Source organism: Actinomycetospora termitidis (genome assembly GCF_030286555.1).
Taxonomy (GTDB): Bacteria; Actinomycetota; Actinomycetes; order Mycobacteriales; family Pseudonocardiaceae; genus Actinomycetospora; species Actinomycetospora termitidis.
Genome location: NZ_JASVWF010000003.1, coordinates 726,908 through 748,133 on the forward strand (window position 1 = coordinate 726,908; position 21,226 = coordinate 748,133).

At 74.3% G+C, this 21,226-nt stretch carries 18 protein-coding genes; 2 read left to right on the forward strand and 16 right to left on the reverse strand.

What is annotated here, in order from left to right:
* Positions 1 to 11 precede the first annotated feature (11 nt).
* The 3 genes from folE to QRT03_RS16995 all read right to left on the reverse strand — a co-directional run bounded on the left by folE (position 12) and on the right by QRT03_RS16995 (position 4,989).
* The gene (gene folE / locus QRT03_RS16985; RefSeq protein ID WP_286054391.1) at positions 12 to 602 is read right to left on the reverse strand and encodes a GTP cyclohydrolase I FolE; all 591 of its coding nucleotides are present in this window, start codon (positions 600 to 602) and stop codon (positions 12 to 14) included.
* Between the two features lie 138 nt (positions 603 to 740).
* Entirely contained in the window at positions 741 to 3,284 is a 2,544-nt protein-coding gene (gene ftsH, locus QRT03_RS16990; protein WP_286054113.1) for an ATP-dependent zinc metalloprotease FtsH, read from the reverse strand.
* A gap of 133 nt (positions 3,285 to 3,417) precedes the next feature.
* Positions 3,418 to 4,989 (reverse strand): helicase HerA-like domain-containing protein, encoded by a 1,572-nt coding sequence (locus QRT03_RS16995; protein ID WP_286054114.1) that lies wholly within the window; start codon positions 4,987 to 4,989, stop codon positions 3,418 to 3,420.
* A 289-nt stretch (positions 4,990 to 5,278) separates the two neighbouring features.
* Here QRT03_RS16995 and QRT03_RS17000 point away from each other — a divergent pair, with 289 nt between their 5' ends.
* Positions 5,279 to 5,854, forward strand: a complete 576-nt coding sequence (locus QRT03_RS17000; protein ID WP_286054115.1) for a Clp protease N-terminal domain-containing protein — start codon at positions 5,279 to 5,281, stop codon at positions 5,852 to 5,854.
* Between the two features lie 20 nt (positions 5,855 to 5,874).
* On the opposite strand, the gene QRT03_RS17005 is transcribed toward QRT03_RS17000, so the two are convergent.
* The 9 genes from QRT03_RS17005 to dacB form a co-directional block, all read right to left on the reverse strand.
* The gene (locus QRT03_RS17005) at positions 5,875 to 6,969 is read right to left on the reverse strand and encodes a glycosyltransferase (RefSeq protein WP_286054116.1); all 1,095 of its coding nucleotides are present in this window, start codon (positions 6,967 to 6,969) and stop codon (positions 5,875 to 5,877) included.
* Position 6,970: 1 nt separating this feature from the next.
* Complete coding sequence (locus QRT03_RS17010) at positions 6,971 to 7,609, reverse strand: hypothetical protein (protein WP_286054117.1); 639 nt, start codon at positions 7,607 to 7,609, stop codon at positions 6,971 to 6,973.
* A gap of 12 nt (positions 7,610 to 7,621) precedes the next feature.
* Positions 7,622 to 8,842, reverse strand: coding sequence for an ABC transporter permease (locus QRT03_RS17015; protein ID WP_286054118.1), 1,221 nt, complete (start codon positions 8,840 to 8,842; stop codon positions 7,622 to 7,624).
* Positions 8,839 to 9,534 carry an ABC transporter ATP-binding protein gene (locus tag QRT03_RS17020; protein ID WP_286054392.1) on the reverse strand — a complete coding sequence of 232 codons (696 nt, stop codon included), beginning with the start codon at positions 9,532 to 9,534 and terminating at the stop codon, positions 8,839 to 8,841. The genes QRT03_RS17015 and QRT03_RS17020 overlap by 4 nt, the downstream gene beginning before the upstream one ends.
* A 35-nt stretch (positions 9,535 to 9,569) precedes the next feature.
* A complete protein-coding gene (locus tag QRT03_RS17025) occupies positions 9,570 to 11,240 on the reverse strand; it encodes an efflux RND transporter periplasmic adaptor subunit (RefSeq protein ID WP_286054119.1) in 1,671 nt (556 codons plus the stop codon).
* A 93-nt stretch (positions 11,241 to 11,333) separates the two neighbouring features.
* On the reverse strand, positions 11,334 to 11,888 hold the full coding sequence (gene hpt, locus QRT03_RS17030; RefSeq protein ID WP_286054120.1) for a hypoxanthine phosphoribosyltransferase: 555 nt from the start codon (positions 11,886 to 11,888) through the stop codon (positions 11,334 to 11,336).
* A gap of 19 nt (positions 11,889 to 11,907) precedes the next feature.
* A complete protein-coding gene (gene tilS / locus QRT03_RS17035; protein ID WP_286054121.1) occupies positions 11,908 to 12,870 on the reverse strand; it encodes a tRNA lysidine(34) synthetase TilS in 963 nt (320 codons plus the stop codon).
* Positions 12,867 to 13,943 (reverse strand): zinc-dependent metalloprotease, encoded by a 1,077-nt coding sequence (locus tag QRT03_RS17040; RefSeq protein WP_286054122.1) that lies wholly within the window; start codon positions 13,941 to 13,943, stop codon positions 12,867 to 12,869. The genes tilS and QRT03_RS17040 overlap by 4 nt, the downstream gene beginning before the upstream one ends.
* An 88-nt stretch (positions 13,944 to 14,031) precedes the next feature.
* Complete coding sequence (dacB, locus tag QRT03_RS17045) at positions 14,032 to 15,504, reverse strand: D-alanyl-D-alanine carboxypeptidase/D-alanyl-D-alanine endopeptidase (protein WP_286054123.1); 1,473 nt, start codon at positions 15,502 to 15,504, stop codon at positions 14,032 to 14,034.
* 177 nt (positions 15,505 to 15,681) lie between these two features.
* Here dacB and QRT03_RS17050 point away from each other — a divergent pair, with 177 nt between their 5' ends.
* Positions 15,682 to 16,173, forward strand: coding sequence for an inorganic diphosphatase (locus tag QRT03_RS17050; RefSeq protein ID WP_286054124.1), 492 nt, complete (start codon positions 15,682 to 15,684; stop codon positions 16,171 to 16,173).
* Positions 16,174 to 16,189: 16 nt separating this feature from the next.
* Here QRT03_RS17050 and pucD read toward each other — a convergent pair whose 3' ends face one another.
* Genes pucD through QRT03_RS17070 form a run of 4 tightly spaced genes read right to left on the reverse strand, consistent with a single transcriptional unit; the run spans position 16,190 to position 21,175 of the window.
* Positions 16,190 to 18,466, reverse strand: a complete 2,277-nt coding sequence (gene pucD / locus QRT03_RS17055) for a xanthine dehydrogenase subunit D (protein ID WP_286054125.1) — start codon at positions 18,464 to 18,466, stop codon at positions 16,190 to 16,192.
* Positions 18,463 to 19,803, reverse strand: coding sequence for an 8-oxoguanine deaminase (locus tag QRT03_RS17060; RefSeq protein WP_286054126.1), 1,341 nt, complete (start codon positions 19,801 to 19,803; stop codon positions 18,463 to 18,465). The genes pucD and QRT03_RS17060 overlap by 4 nt, the downstream gene beginning before the upstream one ends.
* A complete protein-coding gene (locus QRT03_RS17065; protein ID WP_286054128.1) occupies positions 19,800 to 20,288 on the reverse strand; it encodes a (2Fe-2S)-binding protein in 489 nt (162 codons plus the stop codon). The genes QRT03_RS17060 and QRT03_RS17065 overlap by 4 nt, the downstream gene beginning before the upstream one ends.
* Positions 20,288 to 21,175: an FAD binding domain-containing protein gene (locus tag QRT03_RS17070; protein WP_286054129.1), complete on the reverse strand. Its 888-nt coding sequence runs from the start codon at positions 21,173 to 21,175 to the stop codon at positions 20,288 to 20,290. Before QRT03_RS17070 ends, QRT03_RS17065 begins: the two co-directional genes overlap by 1 nt.
* Between the last annotated feature and the right edge of the window lie 51 nt (positions 21,176 to 21,226).

The following is a 21,226-nucleotide window of genomic DNA, read 5'->3' on the forward strand; positions in this document are numbered from 1 at the left end:
GGCGCCACGGGTCAGTGCCGGATGAGCCCGAGCGCCTCGGCCCGGGTGCTCGCCGACGACTTGAGCACGCCCCGCACCGCCGAGGTCGTGGTGCGCGACCCGGGCTTGCGGACCCCACGCGCCGACATGCACTGGTGCTCGGCGTCGATGACCACGAGCACGCCGCGCGCGCCGAGCGTGCCCTCGAGCGCGTCCGCGACCTGCGTGGTGAGCCGCTCCTGCACCTGGGGACGCCGCGCGTAGAGGTCGACGAGCCGGGCGAGCTTGGACAGGCCGGTCACCCTGCCGTCGGAGCCGGGCAGGTACGCCACGTGCGCGACCCCGTGGAAGGGCAGCAGGTGGTGCTCGCACATCGAGAAGAGCGGGATGTCGCGGACCAGGACGAGCTCGTCGTGGTCCTCCGAGAACGTCCGCTCGAGCACCTCCGCCGGGTCGGTCCACAGCCCGGCGAACAGCTCCCGGTACGCACGCGCCACCCGCGCCGGGGTGTCGCGCAGCCCCTCCCGGTCGGGGTCCTCCCCGATGCCGATGAGCATCTCGCGGACCGCGGACTCGACCCGCGCGGCGTCGAACGTCCCGACCTGGTCGGCGGCGGTGTCCACCGACCCGGCCCCGTCACGAGCGGTCCCGTTCCCGACGGGTCGCTCCGTCTCCTGGCTGGTCGTCACGTCTCCCTCGCCCCGTCCTCGGGTGCGCAGGCGGGCCCGCACCTCCGTGTCGAGGAGGGTGGCCGCCGCTGGTCAGGCCTCCGGCCGGCCGTCGCTCCGACGGCCGTCCGGGTCACCGTACGGGTTCGGCGCGGACTCGCCCGGCGATGTGAACGACGTCCCCGTGGGCGGCTCACCGTCCGAGGGGTTGCGCCACCCACCGGACGACGTGCCGTCCTCCGGAGCAGCGTGCTGACCCCCGGACGTACCCCGTGGCGACGGCGAGCTGCCCGACCCGTGCTGCCCGTAGGGCCGCGCGTTCGGATCCCACGACGTGCCGCGCGGGGTGGTGCCGGGGGTCCACCCGGGAGGCGCACCATAGTTCGGCGGCACCGACGACGGCGGCTGCGAGCCCCCGGTGCGGTAGACGTCCGGGATGCCCCACCCGGAGGTCGGGGTGCCCTGCCGCTCGCCGCCCTGCCCGGCCACCGGCGTCCCGACGGGCGGGGTGGTGGGCGAGCCCCAGCCGTGCCCGTTCTGGCCCTGCCCGGCGGGCTGGCCGTTCTGCGGCTGCCCCTGGGGCTGGCCGTTCTGGCTCTGCCCGTTCTGGGCGCTCCCGTGGCCGTTGCTGCCCGCGCCGACGCGCGCCGGCTCGCGGCGCTCGTCCTCGGGCGGCCACGGCTCGCCGCGCTCGGTCGCGATCTCGCGGCGCGTCTTGATCGGCGGGCGGTCGGAGGGCGTGCGCTCGCCGAAGTCGTTGAACGCCGTGATCCGGGGCCGCTTGGTCACCGACGCGAAGATGCGCTCGAGGTCCTTGCGCTGCAGCGTCTCGTGCTCGATCAGCTCACCGGTCAGCGCGTCGAGCGCGTCGCGGTGGGTGCTGAGGATCTCCCACGCCTCGGTGTGCGCCGCCTCGATGAGCTTGCGCACCTCCTCGTCGATCTCGTGGGCCACCTCGAGCGAGTAGTTCGACTGCTGGCCGGCGGTGCGGCCGAGGAAGGGCTCGCCCTGCTCCTGGCCGTACTTGACCGCGCCCAGCCGACCACTCATGCCGTACTCGGTGACCATGGCCCGCGCGATCTTGGTGGCCTGCTCGATGTCGGAGGACGCCCCGGTGGTCGGCTCGTGGAACACGAGCTCCTCCGCGGAGCGACCACCCATCGCGAACACCAGGCGCGCGATCATCTCGGAGCGCGTCATGAGCTCCTTGTCGTCCTCGGGGACGACGAGGGCGTGCCCGCCGGTGCGACCGCGCGGGAGGATCGTCACCTTGTAGACCGGCTCGATGTCCGGCATCGCCCACGCGGCGAGGGCGTGCCCGGCCTCGTGGTAGGCCGCGACCTTCTTCTCCTGCTCGGAGATGATCCGGCTCTTACGGGCCGGACCGCCGATCACGCGGTCGACCGACTCCTCCAACGAGGTGCCGGTGATCTGCTGCTGGTTCAGCCGCGCGGTGAGCAGCGCGGCCTCGTTGATGACGTTCGCGAGGTCGGCCCCGGAGAAGCCGACGGTCCGCTTGGCCAGCCCGTCGAGGTCGGCGTCGGGCGCGAGCGGCTTGCCCTTGGAGTGCACGGCCAAGATCTGGCGCCGGCCCGCGAGGTCGGGGGCGGCGACCGGGATCTGGCGGTCGAACCGGCCGGGGCGCAGCAGCGCCGGGTCGAGGATGTCGGGCCGGTTGGTCGCCGCGATGAGGATGATCCCGCCGCGGGCGTCGAAGCCGTCCATCTCGACGAGCAGCTGGTTCAGCGTCTGCTCGCGCTCGTCGTGCCCGCCGCCCATGCCGGCGCCGCGGTGGCGGCCGACGGCGTCGATCTCGTCGACGAACACGATGCAGGGCGAGTTCTGCTTGGCCTGCTCGAACAGGTCACGCACCCGGGAGGCACCGACACCGACGAACATCTCGACGAAGTCCGACCCGGAGATCGTGTAGAACGGCACGCCGGCCTCACCGGCGACCGCGCGCGCGAGCAGCGTCTTGCCGGTGCCGGGCGGGCCGTAGAGCAGGACGCCCTTGGGGATCTTCGCGCCGAGCGCCTGGTAGCGCGTCGGGTTCTGGAGGAAGTCCTTGATCTCGTAGAGTTCCTCGACCGCCTCGTTCGCGCCCGCGACGTCGTTGAACGTCGTCTTGGGCATGTCCTTGTTCAGCTGCTTGGCCTTGGACTTGCCGAACGACAGGACGCGGTTGCCGCCGCCCTGCGCGTTCATCATCCAGAACAGCAGGACCAGGACCAGGCCCAGCGGGATGAGGTAGATCAGCATCTGGCCGAGCAGGGACTCCTGGGTCACCTGGGTGTCGAACCCGTTGCGGGCCGGGTTCTCCCGCAGCTCGGTGAAGATCTGGTTGCCGGCGGCGGCCGGGTACTGCGCGTAGATCTGCGTGGTCCGCACGGGGTTGCCGCTGGTGCCGTCGGCGGGCGGGACGTCGATCGGGTTGACCAGCGTCATCCGCAGCCGCTGCTCCTTGTCCTCCAGCGTGACCTCGGCGACGTTGCGCTGGTCGACCTGCTGGAGGGCGAGGGAGGTGGAGGCCTGCGTGTAGCCGCGCGTGTCGCTGAAGAGCGACGACACGGCGAGGTAGACGACGAAGAGCACCACGATCCAGATCAAGGGATTGCGGAGCAGGCGCTTGCGGTCCATGCGGTGGCGGCCGGTGCGGCCTCGACCCTCCCCGGGTTGGCTGTGCCGTCTCAACGTTCCAGGGAAGCCCTGATCTGCTCAATGTACCCCGGTGCACCGACACCCGGCCGCGCGCGGCGTGCCCCGCGCGACCTCACCGGCGGCGGCGCGCCGTCCCGAACATCCCGCGCGTGATCTCCTGGGTCGCCTCCCGGGCGACGGTCCGCACGATCTGCTTGAAGATCGAGCTCCCCATCGCCTTCTCGAAGAAGCCCGGGCCGTCGTCGTCGGCCTCGGGGGGCGGGGCCTGCGGCGGTGCCGGCTGCGGCGGCTGGTCCGCCGGGACCGGTTCGGCCGTGCCCTCCGGCGCCTGCGTCGCGCCGGTGCGGGCGGACAGCATCTCGTAGGCCGACTCCCGGTCGACCGTCTCGCCGTAGCGCGGCCAGAGCGGCGACGCCTTCGCCGACTCCGTCACGGCCTGCTCCCCGATCGCCGCCATCAGCGAGCGCGGTGCCCGCAGCCGGGTCCACGCGACGGGGGTCGGGGCCCCGCGCTCGGAGAGCACAGTGACGATCGCCTCGCCGATGCCGAGCGAGGTCAGCGACGTCTCGATGTCGTAGACCGCCGACTTCGGGTAGGTCCGCGCGGTGCGCGTCAGCGCCTTCTGGTCGTCCGGGGTGAACGCCCGCAGCGCGTGCTGCACCCGGGCGCCGAGCTGGGAGAGGACGTCGTTGGGGATGTCGGTGGGCAGCTGCGTGCAGAAGAAGACGCCGACGCCCTTCGACCGGATCAGCTTGACGGTCTGCTCGATGCGCTCGAGGAACGCCTTCGAGGCGTCGGCGAAGAGCAGGTGGGCCTCGTCGAAGAAGAAGACGAGCTTCGGCTTGTCGAGGTCGCCGGCCTCGGGCAGGTCCTCGAACAGCTCGGCGAGCAGCCACATGAGGAAGGTGGAGAACAGCGTCGGGTCGGCCTGCTGGTCGGCGAGCTCGAGGAGCGTCACCACCCCCTTGCCGTCCTCGACCGCGAGCAGGTCCGCCGGGTCGAACTCCGGTTCCCCGAAGAACTGGTCGCCCCCGCGTGCCTCGAGGTTCACGAGGGCCCGCAGGATGACGCCCGCAGTCGCCGTCGAGACCCCGCCGATGCCCTTGAGCTCGGCCTTGCCCTCGTCGGAGAGCAGGTGCTGGATGACGGCGCGCAGGTCCTTCGTGTCCAGCAGGGCGAGGCCCTTCTGGTCGGCCCAGTGGAAGATCAGGCCGAGCGTCGACTCCTGCGTGGCGTTCAGGCCGAGGACCTTCGACAGCAGGATCGGGCCGAACGCGGTGATCGTCGCGCGGACCGGGACGCCGATGCCCGAGGCGCCGAGCGAGAGGAACCGCACCGGGTAGGCGGTGGGCGCCCAGTCGTCGCCGGTCTCGGCGGCCCGCTGCGTCACGCGGTCGCCGGGCTCGCCCGCCCGGGAGAGCCCGGAGAGGTCGCCCTTGACGTCGGCGAGCATCACCGGGACGCCGGCGCCGGAGCACTGCTCGGCGAGGTTCTGCAGGGTCTTGGTCTTGCCGGTGCCGGTGGCGCCCGCGACGAGCCCGTGCCGGTTCAGCGTGGCGAAGGGGATCCGCACCCGGGCCGCGGGATCCGTGGCGCCGTCGATCACCACCGCCCCGAGCTCGAGCGCGGCTCCCTGGGTGGCGTACCCGGCGGCGATCTCGGTCGCGGCCTCGTTCCCGGTCACGGCGGGGAGACTAGCCGGTCCGCGTGGCCGGGCCGCCGGGACGACGACACGCGTCCGGCGTGGAGCGCCGACACGCCGTGCGCGGCGGGAATCCCTCCGATCGGGCGAGCCGACCGTCCGGGATCGGAGGGTCGACGACTACCGAACACGTACGTTCCCCCACTCGTTGCAACCCGTTCTCGACGGACAGCCCACTCGGGGACTCCCGGCGTGCACGCTCGGCCCCGATGATCACCCACCCGCACCAGGACGACGTGGCCCGGACGGCCCGACCTGCCACGCTGCGGTCATGGCGCTCCCCACCGCCGAGCCCCGGGTCCCCGGTGCCGCTCCCCGCCCGCAGCTCTCGGCCGACGTCGCCCGGGTGCTGGATCTCGCCCGCGACGAGGCCGTCGAGCGCGGCCACCGCTGGATCGGCACCGCGCACCTGCTGCGCGCGGTGGTGCACGTCGACGGCCCGGAGGCCGGTCTGCTCGCGGCCGCCGGGGTCACCGACCGCGGGAGCGACACCGCCCTGACCCTCGCGGTGTGGTCCGCGGCCGGCGAGCCCGATCCCTCCGGCCCTCCCGGTCCCGCGACGGCCAACGACGCCGTGCACGAGGTGCTCGCGGCCGCCCACGTGCGGGCGGCCGGCGCGGAGCGCGACGTCTCCGTCTCCGACCTGCTGACCGCCCTGCTCCGCCACGGTGGGGACCAGGCCGCGGACATGCTCGCGACGCTCGGCGCCGACGCGGACCGGCTCCTGGACGCCCTCGGGGGCCTCGACGCGCTCTCGGCGCCCGTGGCCCCGACGCGGCGCCTCGTCCCGCGGGACCCGGGCGGCCTGCTCTCGACCGCCTGGCGCGACGCCGCCCGCTCGGCCTGACCCGACCTCCGGGGCGTGGACTACCGGCGCAGCGCGATCTCCGCGGCCGCCAGCAGGTCGACGGCGGTCCGGGCCGGCGACCCGGCGTCGTCCGGGACGGTCTCCCGCCAGCCGGTCCACGCCCTGCGCGCCGCCTCCAGCCCGGCCCGGATCCCCTCGACGTCGGGTACCACGGTCCAGACGCCGTCGGCCCCGGTCAGTGAGGCCGCGACCCCGGCGACCTCGGAGACGACGACCTGCAGCCCCGCCGTGCGCGCCTCGACCGCGGTGAAGCCGTAGACCTCCTCCGTCGAGGGCAGCACCAGCGTGTGGGTCTCGGCGAGGACCGCGGCGACGTCCCGCTCGTCGAGGAAGCCGTGGAAGGTGACGCGGTCGGCGATCCCGAGCTCGGTGGCGCGCGCCCGGAGCGCGCCGGCCTCGACCCCGTCCCCGACGACGTCGAGCCGCAGGGCCCCGTCGAGGGCCGCGAACGCGGTGAGGAGCGCGGCCACGTTCTTCCGCGCGATCAGCTGCCCGACGACGACGAAGCGGTGCTCCCCGCCGGCGTCGCGTCCCGCCCGTAGCGCCCGTGGCCGCTCGGCGAAGACCGCGTGGTCGACCGCGTTGACTGTCTCCACCACCCGGTCCGGCGCGACGCCGTCGGCCAGCACGGCGTCGCGGGCCGCCGGGCCGGGCACCACGACGGCCCCCGCGCCACCGAGAATCCACCGCCGCACGCGGTCCACCGGCCCGCCCGCGACGCGCCGGCTGTCCAGCGTGCTCTCGGAGAGGACGACGTAGGGCACCCGGCGTCGTCGCGCAGCGAGCACCGTCGCGACGACGGCCAGCTGCGCCCACGTGAGCACGACGACGACGTCGGCCTCGAGGACGCGGCGCAGCATGGCCCGGCTCGGGACGCCCTGGTAGGAGTCGAGCGCGCGCAACGGCCCGACCCGCGGCAGCCGCCGGACCCCCAGGACCTCCGAGGCGTACCCGGGGTGCGGCCGGTACGCCATCCGCCGTTCCGGCTCGTCGGCGAACAGGAACAGCGCCCGGAAGTCGCAGCGCGCGGCGAGCTCGACGAGCACCGGCTCGCGGTAGGGCGCCTGCTCGTCGTCGAACCAGACCAGGCGCACCTCAGCGACCCGGGAGGTCCACCCGCGTGGCGATGATCTGGCCGCGCTGGTCGCGCTCGCCGGTGATCGTCACCTGCTGCCCCTGCCGGACGCGGGCCACGCCGGTGGCCTCCGGGACCGCGACGATCGTGCCGGGCGTGGTCTGCAGCGGGGTGAGCGTCCCGTCGGCCGCGCGGACCGTCAGCACCGGGAAGCCGCTGGGCGTGATGTCGACCGACTCGACGACGCCGAGCACGGGCGGGACCGACCCGGGGCCCGTCGCCGGGGCCGTCGCGCGGCCGATGAACAGCCCGATCGCCAGGAACACGATCGCGCCGAGGACCAGGAGCAGGATGCGGGTCGAGCGGGCCATACCGGGCCGGGAGAGCCGGTCGCGCAGCGGGACCTCGTCGACGGGGCGGTCGAGCACGCCCACCTGCGTGGTCTGCTCGGACTCCCAGCCGGCCGCCGGCCCACCGTCCCGACGGCCGGACGCGCCGAACGCCGGCTGCGGGCTCGGGGACATGATCGGCCCGGTGTCGTCGTGGTGGCCGTGGTCGTCGTGGGTGCCCTGGGTGTCCGACCCCTCGGCTCCTCCGGTCGCGGAGCGGGTGGGCCCCTGGCCCGCGGAGCCGACCGGCTCGTCCTTCGACTCACTCATCAGGTCTCTCCTCTACTCACGCCGCAGGGCCTCGATGGGGCGCAGCCGCGAGGCGCGCCGCGCCGGGTAGCCCCCGAAGAACACGCCGATCGCGATGGACACCCCGACCGCGAGCACCACGGCCGAGGGCAGGACGACCGGCTTGAAGTCGCCGAGCGGGATGAAGGTCCCCCCGATCCCGACCGCGACCCCGATGAGACCACCGAGCACCGACAGGATCACCGACTCCACCAGGAACTGGCCCAGGATCGCCGACGGGGGCGCACCCAGTGCCTTGCGGATGCCGATCTCGCGGGTCCGCTCGGTGACCGACACCAGCATGATGTTCGTGATGCCGATCCCGCCGACGACGAGCGAGATCGCCGCGATCGCCGCGAGGAGCAGCGAGAATGCCGACAGCGTCTGGTCGAGGACCTGGGCGAGCTGGCGGGAGCTGATCACCTGATAGTCGCGGTCGTCGGGGTTGTCGATCCGGTGCCGCCGGTCGAGGATCGAGTTGATCTCCGACTCCGCGGCCGCCTGCGCGTCGGTGCTGCGCGCGCCGACGACGATCTGGGAGAGGTCCCCGTAGCCGGTCAGCGAGCTCTGCACCGCCGTCACCGGGGCGAGCACGTTCGAGTCCGGGTTGCCGAGCCCGCCGCCCTGCCCGCGGGCCTCCAGCACGCCGATCACCTGGAACGGCACGTTGTCGATCAGGATCTCCTGGCCGAGCGGGGTGGAGTTCACCCCGAAGACGTCGTCGGCCACCGTCCGTCCGATGAGCGCGACCTTCCGCGCCTCGTCGAGATCGGCGCGGTCGTAGGGGCGTCCGGCCGCGATCTTCGTGTTCGAGCCGGGGAAGTAGTCCGGCGTGGACCCGACCACGGTCGACGAGGTGGTGTTCCGGCCCGAAGCGGCGTCCGCCGAGGTCTGCACCACCGGCGCCACGAACGCGACGTCCGGGGCGCCCTGCGGGTCGGCGATCGCTGCGGCGTCCTCCGCCGTCAGCGGTCGTGCGGAGGCCCCGGAGGTGGAACCGGCCGCGCCTCCGGCCGTCCGCGGGATGATCGTGATGCTGTTCGCACCCAGCCCGGTGATCTGGCCCTGGATGTACTGCGCCGCCCCGTTGCCGAGTGCCGTCAGCAGGATCACCGCCGCGATGCCGATGATGATCCCGAGCATCGTCAGCAACGAGCGCAGCCGGTTGGCGATCAGGCCTGCGACCGCGAACCGGACGACCTCGATGACGTTCACGTGGTCGCCCTGCTGCGGATCGAGCTCTGCTGCGCCACGGTCCCGGTCCGCTCGGTCAGGACCCCGTCCGTCACGACGACGACCCGGTCGGCCCGCTCGGCCACCTCGTCGTCGTGGGTGATGAGCACGATCGTGCGTCCCGCACGGTGCAGCGCGTCGAAGAGTCCGAGGACGTCCGAGGTGCTCGCCGAGTCCAGGTTGCCGGTGGGTTCGTCGGCGAGCAGGAGGGCCGGGGTCGTGACCAGGGCGCGCGCCACCGCGACGCGCTGCTGCTGGCCGCCCGAGAGCTCGTTCGGACGGTGGTCCTCCCGCTGCCCCAGCCCGACGAGCTCGAGGGCGGCGCGCGCCCGTTCGTGGCGCCGGCGCCGGGACACCCCGGCGTACACCAGCGGCAGCTCGACGTTGGCGAGCGCCGTGGTGCGCGGGATGAGGTTGAACGACTGGAAGATGAAGCCGATCTGTCGGTTGCGCAGGATCGACTGCTGGCGCTCGTCGAGGTCGGCGACGTCGAGCCCCTCGAGCAGGTAGCGCCCGGAGGTCGGCGCGTCGAGGCACCCGAGGATGTTCAGCAACGTGGACTTGCCGGAGCCGGACTGCCCGATCACGGCCACGTACTCGCCGCGCCGGACGAGCAGGTCGACCTCGCGCAGCGCGTGCACGGCGGTCTCGCCCTCGCCGTAGACCTTGGACATGGCCCGCACGTCGAGGACGGGCACGTCCTGCTCGGTCACCCGCCGCCGCCCTGGCCGCCGCCGTTGCCGCTGTTCCCGTTGGAGTTCGGCGGCGGGCCGCCCTGCCCGAAGACGTTCGGGGTGTTCGGGTCGGGCAGCACCACGAGGTCGCCCATCGACAGGCCCGACGTGACCTGCGTGACCGTGTCCGACGAGAGCCCGGTACCGATCTGTCGCGGCTGCACGGTGCCGTCGGCGGCGAGCACGTTCACCGTCGCGGCGCCGGAGTTCGGCCCGCCGAGCGGGGTGACCGCGACCGACGGCAGGAACGTCACGTTCGGCGCCTGGCGCACCGTGATCGCGACGCTCGCCGACATGCCCGGGCGCAGCCCGAGCGGCGGCGGGGTCATCGCGACGGCCGTGCCGTACTGCACGGTCGCGCCGGAGCCCGGCAGCACGTTCACGGTCGACACCGCACCCGGGATCCGGTCGCCGGGCAGCGCGTTCACCGAGACCTGCACCGGCTGGCCGCCGGTCACCCGCCCGACGTCGAGCTCGGGGATCTGGGCCAGGACCTGCATCGACGCCAGGTCCGCGATGGTCATGACGGCGGGTGCGGTCGGGGCCGCGGTGACCCCGGTACCTCCCCCGCCCGACGCCGCCGCGCCGGACGCGGCCGCCCCGGAGGCACCCGCCCCGGCGGCGGAACCCGACGAGGCCGACTGCCCCGACCCGGCCCCGCTCGAGATGGCCGACCCGTCCGGCAACCGACCACCGGCCGGGTTCCCGGTCGCGGTGGAGCTGGTGACGATGCCCTGCGGGCCGGCGAGCTGCCCGGCGACGCCGTCGAGGCTGACGACCGTCCCGGCCTGCGGGGCCACCAGGTCGAGGTTCTCGGTCGACTGGAACGCGGTGATCCGATTGGCCTTCGCGGTCGCCAGGGCCTGCTCGGCCTGCCGGACGGCGAGCTCGCCCGGGTCCTCGGAGGTTTGAGCGGTGGAACCGGTCTGTCCGCCGGCTCCCGACGTCGACGCGGTACCGGCGGTCGAGCTACCGGCCGTCGAACCACCGGCGCCGCCGCCGTTGGTGGAACCGCCGCCCTGCGCCGGGAAGGCCTCGACGCCCTGCGACGAACCGGACCAGTTTCCGAGGAGGCCACCAGACCGCTCTTGGGGTGCCGGGACCTGTTGGCGCTGTGCCTGGCCGGTCGAGGCACGGGCCGCAGGGTCGACGGGAGGAGTGGTCGTGGTCGGCGCAGGAGCAACGGGTTGTCCTCCGCCAGCCGCCGGCATGGTGCCGGCATTCGACGCGGGCGGCGTGGACGCCTGCGTCTGCGGGTGGTCCTTCGCGTAGCGAGCGTCGTCGAGCTGCTGCTCCGCGGTCGCGACCTGGGCGTCCGCCGCGTCGAGGTTCGCCTGCGCGTACTCGCCGTCGAGGACCGCGACCGTCTGCCCCTTGGTGACGCGGTCGCCCAGTCGGACCCGTACCTCGGCGATCTTGCCGCTGCTCGAGAAGTTCAGCGTCGCGCTGGTCGAGCTCGTGACCGTCCCCGACGCGGTGACGGTCTCCGCGACCGTGCCACGGCCGAGCGGCGTCGTGCGCAGACCGGGGTCGGCGTCGGAGGAGGTCCGGGTGAGGCCGTACACCGTGCCGCCCACCGCCAGGAGGACGAGCAGCACGACGAGCCCGTTCACGATCCAGAGTCGCCGTGATCCACCCGCCGCCATGCGGCGCAGACTAGGGGTATGCACCAGTCCGATTGCGCCCGGGGGGTGACGATCCGAGAGGCGACTCCCGCCTGTGTGACGGCGGGGTGACGCTCAGGCGTACACCGAGGGATCGAGGGTCCCGATGTAGGGGAGGTCGCGGTACCGCTCGGCGTAGTCCAGCCCGAAACCGACCACGAACTCGTTCGGGATGTCGAACCCGGTGTAGGCGACGTCGACGTCGAGCTTCGCGGCCTCGGGCTTGCGCAGCAGCGTGACCACCTGCAGCGACGCCGGGCCGCGCGACTCGAGGTTCTTGCGCAGCCACGAGAGCGTCAGCCCGGAGTCGATGATGTCCTCGACGATCAGCACGTGGCGGCCGGAGATGTCCCGGTCGAGGTCCTTGAGGATGCGCACGACCCCCGAGGACGACGTCGCCGAGCCGTACGAGCTGATCGCCATGAACTCGAGCTGGGTCGGCACCGGGAGGCGGCGGGCCAGATCGGTCATGAACATGACCGCGCCCTTGAGGACCCCCACCAGCAGCAGATCCGGCTCCCCCGGCGCGGGGTCGCCGTAATCGGCGGCGATGAGATCCGCGAGTTCGGAGATCTTGCCCTGGATCTCCTCGGAGCTGATCAGCACGGACGCGATGTCGCCGTCGTACACCTGGAGCGGACCCCTTCGTCTACCGGTCGGTACGTGCAGAGCGCACGGTCAGCCTCCCACGCGCGCGGACGACCTCCAAGCCGCCGGGGAGTGACGACGGCCCCTGTCCGCGCCACCGGACCAGGAGGTCGTCGACCGCGCGGAGCTGCGCATCGTCGGCTCCCCGCACGCCGCGCCCCACGAGCCACGCGCGCAACACCCGCCGTCGCACGGCCGCCTCCCCCTTCCCGACGACGGGTGCGGCCAGGCCGCCGTCGTCGTCCTCGGCCTGGCGGCGCAGGTCCTCGGCGAGGGCGGTGAGGGCCGCGTCGTCGTCGGCCAGCTGGGCCGCGGTCCGGGCCAGCGCCGGGGCGACGCCGCCCGCGAGCACGTCCTCCAGCAGCGGCAGCACCTCGTGGCGCAGGCGGACGCGGGTGAAGCGCGGGTCGTCGTTGTGCGGGTCGTCCCACGGCTGGAGGCCGGCCTCGACGCACGCCTGCCGGGTCGTCGCGCGGCGCACCCCGAGCAGGGGGCGGCACCACGGGGGGTCCCAGGTCCGCATCCCGCTCAGCGACCGGGCCCCCGACCCGCGGCCGAGCCCGAGCAGCACGGTCTCGGCCTGGTCGTCGAGGGTGTGGCCGAGCAGCACCGGCACCCCGCCGAGTTCCTCGGAGGCCGTCCGCAGCGCGGCGTACCGCGCCGTCCGGGCGTCCGCCTCGGGCCCCGAGGCCCGCCCGACCTCCACGGTCACGACGGCCGCGTCGACGCCCAGCCCGACCAGCTGCCCCCGGACCCGCGCGGCGACCTCGTCCGACCCGCGCTGCAGGCCGTGGTCCACGACGACCGCGTGCACCGTGTCGAGCACGAACGCCGCCGCGGCGGCGAGGGCCAGCGAGTCCGCGCCACCGGAGCACGCGACCACGACCGGCCCCGACCCGACGTCGGGAAGGACCTGACGCACCGCCCGACGGACCTCGGCCGTCGCCGGCGGCACCCGGCTCACGACCCGTGGACGCGGTCCATCCACGCCGCCGGGTCGGTGATCTCCGATCGGCGGGGCAGGGTGTCGGGCGAGGTCCAGACGGCGTTGAAGCCCTCCATGCCGATCGCGCCGACGACCTCGTCGACGAACACCCGGCCCTGCTCGTACTGCTTGACCTTCGCCTGGACGCCGAGCAGCACGCGCAGCAGCCGGTCGATCGGCCCGCCACCACGGCGCCGGGCGGTGAAGCGGCCGCGGATCGTCGAGACCGACGGGATGACGGCGGGTCCGACCTCGTCCATGACGTGCTCGGCGTGCCCCTCGAGCAGGGTCGTGAGGGCGAGCAGCCGGTCGAGGATCGCACCCTGCTCCGGGCCCTGGAGCAGCTCGAGCATCGAGGTGTCGCTGCGGGATCGCAGCGCCCGGGTGATCTCGGGCAGGCGGTCCAGCGCCGCGGAGACGCCGCTCTCCATCCCGGACGCGAACGCCGTCACCTCGGACCGGAAGTGCTCGCGCAACCAGGGGACGGCGGTGAACTGCAGCCGGTGGGTCGCCTCGTGGACGCACACCCACAGCGCGAAGTCCTCGGCGTCGACGTCGAGCGCCTCCCGCGCGGCGGTGACGTTCGGCGCCACGAGCAACAGGTGGCCGGCGTTCCCCGGCCCCGCGAACGGGTCGTACTGACCGAGGACCTTCGTCGACAGGAACGCCAGCAGCCCACCCATCTGGGCGCCGGCGACCGTCGCGGTGACCGTGCCCGCCGCCCGCGCGAGGAGGCCGGGCGACGGCGTGCGGCCCGCGGTCGGGAGCTGGACCTGCGAGGTGAGCGTCCGGATGCCCTCGACGCCCGAGGCGATCCAGCCGGGCCGGTCGACGACCGCCGCGTCCGGGATCTTGTGCCCGGCGCCGAGCCCGGTCAGCTCGCGGACGTGGCCCTCCCCGATCCGGGCGCCCTCGGCGAGCCGGGCGACCTCGGCCGCGGCCTCCTCGGGACCCACCGCCGGGCCGGGCGGCACGAGCCGCGAGCCGGTGGCGACGGCGAGGTCCCAGCGCACGGGCAGTCCGGTCGCGGGGCGCTCGTCGGTGGCGGTCACTCCCCCACCGTACGGCCGCCCGTCCTCGCCTCCGCGTCAGCGATGGCCCGTTGCTGACACCTGACGGCAGAACGGCGCCACTCGCGCATCACCGGCAGCCGCACCCCCGCAGCGTCGTCGCGAGTGCGTCGAGGCGCGGGCGGGCGCCGACGGGGTCCGGGCCGTTGGACATGAAGGCGAAGACGAGCAGCCGGCCGTCGGTGTCCGACACCACCCCGGCGAGGGCGTTCGTGCCGGTGAGCGTGCCGGTCTTGGCGCGGACCCAGCCGCGGCCGGGGGCGTTGGGCGAGCCGACCGTGTACCGGTCGACCAGGGTCCCGGTGCCGGCCGCGATCGGGAGGCCGTCCAGCAGCGGCCGCAGCGCCGCGGTGCGCGGGTCGGCCGTGCCGGGCGCGGCCGCCGGGGTGAGCACCGCCGCCAGCACCGAGGCGGGGATGCGGTTCTCGGTGGAGAGCCCGGAGGTGTCGGAGGTCCGGACGGCGGCGGTGTCGATCCCGCGCCCGGCCAGCACCGACCGCACCGACGACGACGCGCCCTCGAACGACGCCGGCGCGTTCTCGTGCCGCGCCACCTCGCGCCCCAGCGCCTCGGCGAGCAGGTTGTCCGAGTTGGTCATCGCGGTGTGCACCAGCTCGGGCAGGGGCGGGGAATCCACCCGACCGAGCGTGGCGGCCCCTCCGGGCGGGCTCCCGTCGCGCACGGTCACGGACGACCCGAGCCGGCGACCGAGCTCCGTGGCCACGTCCTGGGCGGGCGTCGCCGAGCGCGCACCGTCGAGGGCGGTCGGGTCCTTCCGGGCGCCGTCGAGCATCGTCGGGACCATCGGGGCGAGGTTGCCGCCCTCGATGTCCACCGGGTCCCAGCCGGGCGCGAGCGCGGGGCCGGTGTAGCGGGAGGTGTCGAGGTACACGGTGCGCAGCGGCGCTCCGCCCCGCGCCGACTTCACCTGGGCGACCAGGTCGTCGAGGTGCGCGGCGCCCGGGTAGACCGACTCCCGGCCGTCGGGCAGCGAGGACAGGGTCACGTCGCCGCCGCCGACGAGCACGACCGAGTCCGGCGTCGGCCCGGCCGTGACCGTGGTGGAGAGCCGGGTGGCGGGGTCGAGGACCAGCAGGGCCGCGGCCGCCGTCAGGAGCTTCGTGGAGGACGCGGGCACCTGCGGCTCCGCCGGGTTGCGCGACCAGAGGGGCGTCTGCGGCGCCGCCGGGTCGAGCACGACGCCGGTCAGGTCACCGAGCCCGGCCGTGCGCCCCTCCAGCGCGGCCGCGACTCCGGCGGGGGTCGGCGTCGGCGCCGAGTCGGGCAGGCCCGCCAGCCGCGGGGTGAAGGCGACCGGTTCCGGCGGGTCCACCGCGGCGCTGACCGGCAGGCCGACCGCCCGGGCCAGGTCCGGGGCGGTGAGCACCACCGCCGTGCCGACCCCGCCGAGGAGGGCCAGGACGACCAGGACGACCAGCAGGCGCGTCAGGATGCGACGGGACCGCGGGACCTCCGCCCGGTGGCTGGTCGGGCGGTCGCCCGCCTGTCCCTCGGACCGGTGGTCGACCTCGCTGGCCGTCACGCCACCCCCTCCGTGCGACCAGCCCCACGCCCCGTCCTGGTCGTGTGGCCGCCGCCATGGGCCACACTAGATGTCGCCCGACGACGGGTTCGAAGGTCCGGTCGGGTGAGCCCGCCCGGGTCGCACCCCCCGAGCACGCGGCTCCCACAGGCCGCGAAGGAGCAGTGAGGACGCGCCGTGGAGTTCGACGTTCTGATCGAGATCCCCAAGGGGAACCGGAACAAGTACGAGATGGACCACGAGTCCGGGCGCCTGCGCCTGGACCGGACCCTGTTCACGGCCACCCAGTACCCGGCGGACTACGGCTACGTCGAGAACACCCTCGGCCTCGACGGCGACCCGCTCGACGCGCTCGTGCTCGTCCAGGAGCCGACCTTCCCCGGCTGCCTGATCCTCGCCCGCACGATCGGCATGTTCCGCATGACCGACGAGAAGGGCGGCGACGACAAGCTGCTCTGCGTGCCCGCGGGCGATCCCCGCCAGGAGCACCTGCGCGACATCCACCACCTCTCCGAGTACGACCGGCTCGAGATCCAGCACTTCTTCGAGGTCTACAAGGACCTCGAGCCCGGCAAGAGCGTCGAGGGCGCCTCCTGGGTCGGCCGCGCGGACGCCGAGCAGGAGATCCGCGAGTCCTACAAGCGCGCCGAGGAGCACGGCGCGCACTGAGGACCACTGAGGTACCTCATACCCCGGTGATCGCCTCCGGGCGCAGCGGCACCCGTCGCAGCGCCTTCCCGGTGGCCGCGCGGACGGCCGCGGCGACGGCCGGGCCCGACGAGATCGTCGGCGGCTCCCCCACCCCACGGACGCCGTACGGGGCGTGCGGGTCGGCGTACTCGAGGACCTCGACCTGCATCGGTGGCATGTCGAGGATCGTCGGGATGAGGTAGTCGGTGAACGACGGGTTCCGCACGTGCCCGTCGGTCACGACGATCTCCTCCATCAGCGCGAGCCCCATGCCCTGGGCGCTCCCGCCGTGGATCTGCCCGACGACGGCGTCGGGGTTGATCGCCTTCCCGACGTCCTGCGCGGTGTCCAGGGCGACCACCTTGACCAGGCCCAGCTCGACGTCGACGTCCACGACGGCCCGGTGGGCGGAGAACGCGTACTGCACGTGCGCGTCGCCCTGCCCGGTCTCCGGGTCGATGGGGTGGGTCGGGCGGTGGCGCCACTCCACGGTCTCCTCGACACCCCCGTCGGCGAGCACCTCGGCCAGGCCGGCGACGACCTCGCCGGTCGCGGACACGACCTTGTCGCCGTCCAGGTGCAGGCCGGTCCGGCCGAGGAGTTCGGTCGCCCGGGCCAGCACCGTCGTCCGCACGGCCTCGCACGCGGCCTTCACCGCGCCGCCGGTGACGTAGGTCTGCCGCGAGGCCGAGGTGGAGCCGCCGGAGCCGACGGTCGTGTCCTTCGGGTGCACCACGACCCGCTCGACGCCGAGCTCGGTCCGGCAGATCTGCTGCTCGACGGTGATCAGCCCCTGCCCGACCTCCGCGGCCGCGGTGTGCACCGTCGCCACCGGCTCGCCGCCGGTCAGCTCGAGGCGCACGCGGGCGGTCGAGTAGTCGTCGAAGCCCTCCGAGAACCCGACGTTCTTGTAGGTCACCGCGTAGCCCACGCCGCGCACGACGCCCTCGCCGTGGGTCGTGTTGGAGACGCCGCCCGGCAGCTCGCGGAGGTCCACCTCCGCCCGGGGCGCCGGCAACGGCAGGTCCCGGACGATCCCGATGAGCTCCGCGACCGGGGCCGCGGAGTCGATCACCTGGCCGGTGATGTTGCGGTCGCCCTCGCGCATCCCGTTCAACGCCCGGATCGCGACGCGGTCCATGCCGAGCCGGTCCGCCAGCTCGTCCATCAGGGCCTCGTGCGCGAACGCGGCCTGCACGCAGCCGAAGCCGCGCATCGCCCCGCACGGCGGGTTGTTCGTGTAGACCCCGCGGGCGTCCACCCGCACGTTCGGGATCGCGTACGGCCCGAGGCCGAGCGTCCCGCCGTTCCCGACGACGGCCCCGGTCGACGAGGCGTACGCCCCGCCGTCGAACAGGATGTCGGCGCTCGCGTAGCGCAGCCGGCCGTCGTGGTCGGCCCCGAACTCGTAGCGCAGCCACGCGGGGTGGCGGTGCACGTGCCCGAAGAACGACTCCTCGCGGGAGTAGCTCATCTTCACGGGCCGGCCGGTGTGCAGGGCGAGCAGGCTGGCGTGGACGTGCATGGACAGGTCCTCGCGCCCGCCGAAGGCCCCGCCGACCCCGGCGAGGTGCAGGCGCACCTGCTCGGGTCCGAGCCCCAGGACGCCCTGGATCTGCTGCTGGTCGACGTGCAGCCACTGCGTGGCGACGTGCAGGTCGAGCCCGCCCTCGCCGTCCGGGATCGCGAGCCCGGACTCCGGGCCGAGGAAGGCCTGGTCCTGCATGCCGACCTCGAACTCCAGGCTCACGACGACGGGAGCGGTCGGCTCGGGATCCCCGCGCCGGATGTGCATCTCGCGCACGAGGTTCCCCTGCGCGTGCACCTGCGGGGCGTCCTCGTCGAGCGCGCGCCGCGGGTCGGTCAGGGCGGGCAGCTCCTCGTAGGTCACGACGATGCGCGCGGCCGCGCGGCGGGCCGTCTCCGGGTGGTCGGCCGCGACGAGCGCGACCGGCTCGCCCTCGTACCGGACGACCTCGTCGGCGAGCGCCGGCGTGTCCTGGTGCTCCAGTCCGGTGGCGTTGCGACCGGGGACGTCGGCAGCGGTCAGCACGGCGTCCACCCCGGGTACGGCGAGCGCCGCGGTGGTGTCGATCGCGACGATGCGGGCGTGCGGGTGCGGGCTGCGCAGCGTCACGCCCCAGACCATGTCCTCGTGCCAGAGGTCGCTGGAGTACGCGAAGCGGCCGGTGACCTTGAGCCGGCCGTCGGGGCGCAGCGGGCTCTCGCCGATGCCGCCGGAGGTGCGGGTGGAGGTCTCGGTGGTGGTCATCGGGCCTTCTCCAACAGGGTTCGGTGCACGGCGGCGCACGCGCGGGCGACGGCGTCGGTGTCGACGGTGGCGAGACGACCGCGTTCCACGACGGGTCGTCCGTCCACCAGCAGCAGCTCGAGCGGCGGCGGGGCGCCGAGGACCAGCGCCGCGACCGGGTCGGCGACGTCGGCGTGCGCGAGGCCGTCGAGGCGCCAGAGCGCCAGGTCGGCGAGCTTCCCGGGTTCGATCGAGCCGATCTCGGCCGCGCGCCCGAGCACGGTCGCGCCGCCGAGCGTGGCGAGCGCCAGACCGTCGCGGACGGTCAGCGCCGTGGGGCCTCCGACCGCACGGGCGAAGAGCACCGCGTGCCGGGCCTCCTCGAGCAGGCTGCCCGCCTCGTTGCTGGCGGCGCCGTCGACGCCCAGGCCCACCCGGGCGCCGGCGTCGCGCAGGTCGCGGGTGCGGGCGATCCCCGCCCCGAGGCGCGCGTTCGACGACGGGCAGTGGGCCACGCCGGTACGGGTGGCACCGATGCGCTTGACCTCGTCGTCGGCGAAGTGGATGCCGTGGGCGAACCAGACGTCCTCGCCCGTCCAGCCGAGCGACTCGACGTACTCCAGCGGCGAGCAGCCGGAGCGCTCACGGCAGAAGTCCTCCTCGTCGAGGGTCTCGGCGAGGTGGGTGTGCAGCAGCACGCCGCGGCGGCGCGCCAGCTCGGCCGACTCCCGCATGAGGTCGCCGGTCACCGAGAACGGCGAGCAGGGCGCGAGCGCGATCCGCAGCATCGCGTCCGGCGACGGGTCGTGCCAGCGGTCGATCGCGGCCTCGGACGCGACCAGGATGTCCTCGCGGTCCTCGACGACGTGGTCGGGCGGCAGGCCGCCGTCGCGGCGTCCCAGGTCCATCGAGCCGCGGGTGGCGTGGAAGCGCAGCCCGACGTCCGCGGCCGCGTGGATCTCGGCGGCGAGCACGTCGCCACCCTCGCGCGGGAAGACGTAGTGGTGGTCGGCCGCCGTCGTGCAGCCGGTCAGCGCGAGTTGGGCCAGGGCGCCCGTCGCACCGGTCCGCACCGCGTCCTCGTCGATCCCGGCCCACACCGGGTAGAGCGCGGTGAGCCACTCGAAGAGCGTCGCGTCGACGGCGAGCCCGCGGGTGACCCACTGGTAGAGGTGCTGGTGGGTGTTGACGAAGCCGGGCGTGAGCAGGCACCCGCGGCCGTCGACGACCGCGTGGCCGTCGCGCCGCGGCGCCGGTCCCGGCCCGACGGCGACGATCCGGTTCCCCTCGACGACGACGTGGCCGTCCGGGTACTCCTCGCCGGTCACGGTGACGACGTGCGCGCCCTCGACGATCACGACCGCACCTCCGCCGCGGCCGACCGGACGGCGTCGAGGATCTTCTCGTAGCCGGTGCAGCGGCACAGGTTGCCGGCCAGGGCCTCGCGGATCTCCGGGTCGGACGGCTCGGGGTTGCGCCGGATCAGGTCGTGGGTGGTGACGACGAGGCCGGGCGTGCAGAAGCCGCACTGCACGGCGCCGCAGCGCACGAACGCCTGCTGGACGGGGTCCAGCTCCGCCTCGTCGCCGGAGTCCTCGGAGGAGCCGCCGAGCCCCTCGACCGTGGTGACCTCCCGGTCCTGAGCCTGCCCGGCCGCGACCAGGCACGAGCACACCGGCAGGCCGTCCAGGTAGACGGTGCACGAGCCGCACTCGCCCTGCTCGCAGGCGTTCTTCGCCCCCGCGAGGCCCATCCGCTCGCGCAGCGCGTAGAGCAGGCTCTCGCCCTCCCAGACGTCGTCGACCTCGCGACGTGCGCCGTTCACGGTCAGTGCGATCCTCATCAGGCAGCCCTCCGGGCATCGGCTCCGCGGTGCTCGTCCCAGGCCCAGGTCGCCGCGCGGCGGGCCATCACCGACAGGGTGTGCAGGCGGTACGCGGCGGTGCCGCGGACGTCGTCGATCGGGGCGGCGGCGGCCCGCACCCGGTGGCCGAACTCGGCGGCCAGCCCCTCGGGCAGCGGCCCGCGCGACTCCCACAGCCCGGCCGCGTCCAGCTCGCCCGCGAGGAACGCGGCGGCCTCGTCGGCCGGGCGCGGGGTGGGGGCGGCGGACCCGATGCCGGTGCCGACGGCGCGCCGACCGGGGTGCAGCGCCAGACCGAACGCGGACACCGAGATCACCATGGCGTTGCGGGTGCCGATCTTGCAGAACTGCTGCGGCCCGGTCGCCGGGGCCAGCAGCACGGCGGCGATCAGCTCGTCGGGCGCCAGGGCGTTGCGCTTGACGCCGGTGTAGAACTCCGCGACCGGGACCTGCCGGGTGCCACGTACGGAGGCGACCTCGACGACGGCGTCCGCGGCCAGCAGGGCCGGGTGGCTGTCGCCCGCCGGCGACGCCGCCCCGAGGTTGCCCCCGACGGTGCCGCGGTGGCGGATCTGCGGGGAGCCCACGGTGCGCGCGGCCATCGCCAGGCCCGGGAGCGTGCGACCGAGCTCGGTGATGATGCGCGCGTAGGTCACGCCGGCCCCGAGCCGGACGCGGCCGTCGTCGTCGTGGGTCCACTCGCGCAGGTCGGGGACGCGGGTCAGGTCGAGCAGGGCGGGCGGACGCCGGCGGTCGAAGTTGATCTCGACCATGACGTCGGTCCCGCCCGACACCGGCACGGCGTCGGGCTGCTCGGCCTTCGCCGCGAGGGCGTCGGCCCAGGTCGTCGGCGTCAGGAAGTCCATGTGAGGAAGTACAGCGAGGCCAGGTCCGCGCAGGTAGCGGCGCCGCTGCCG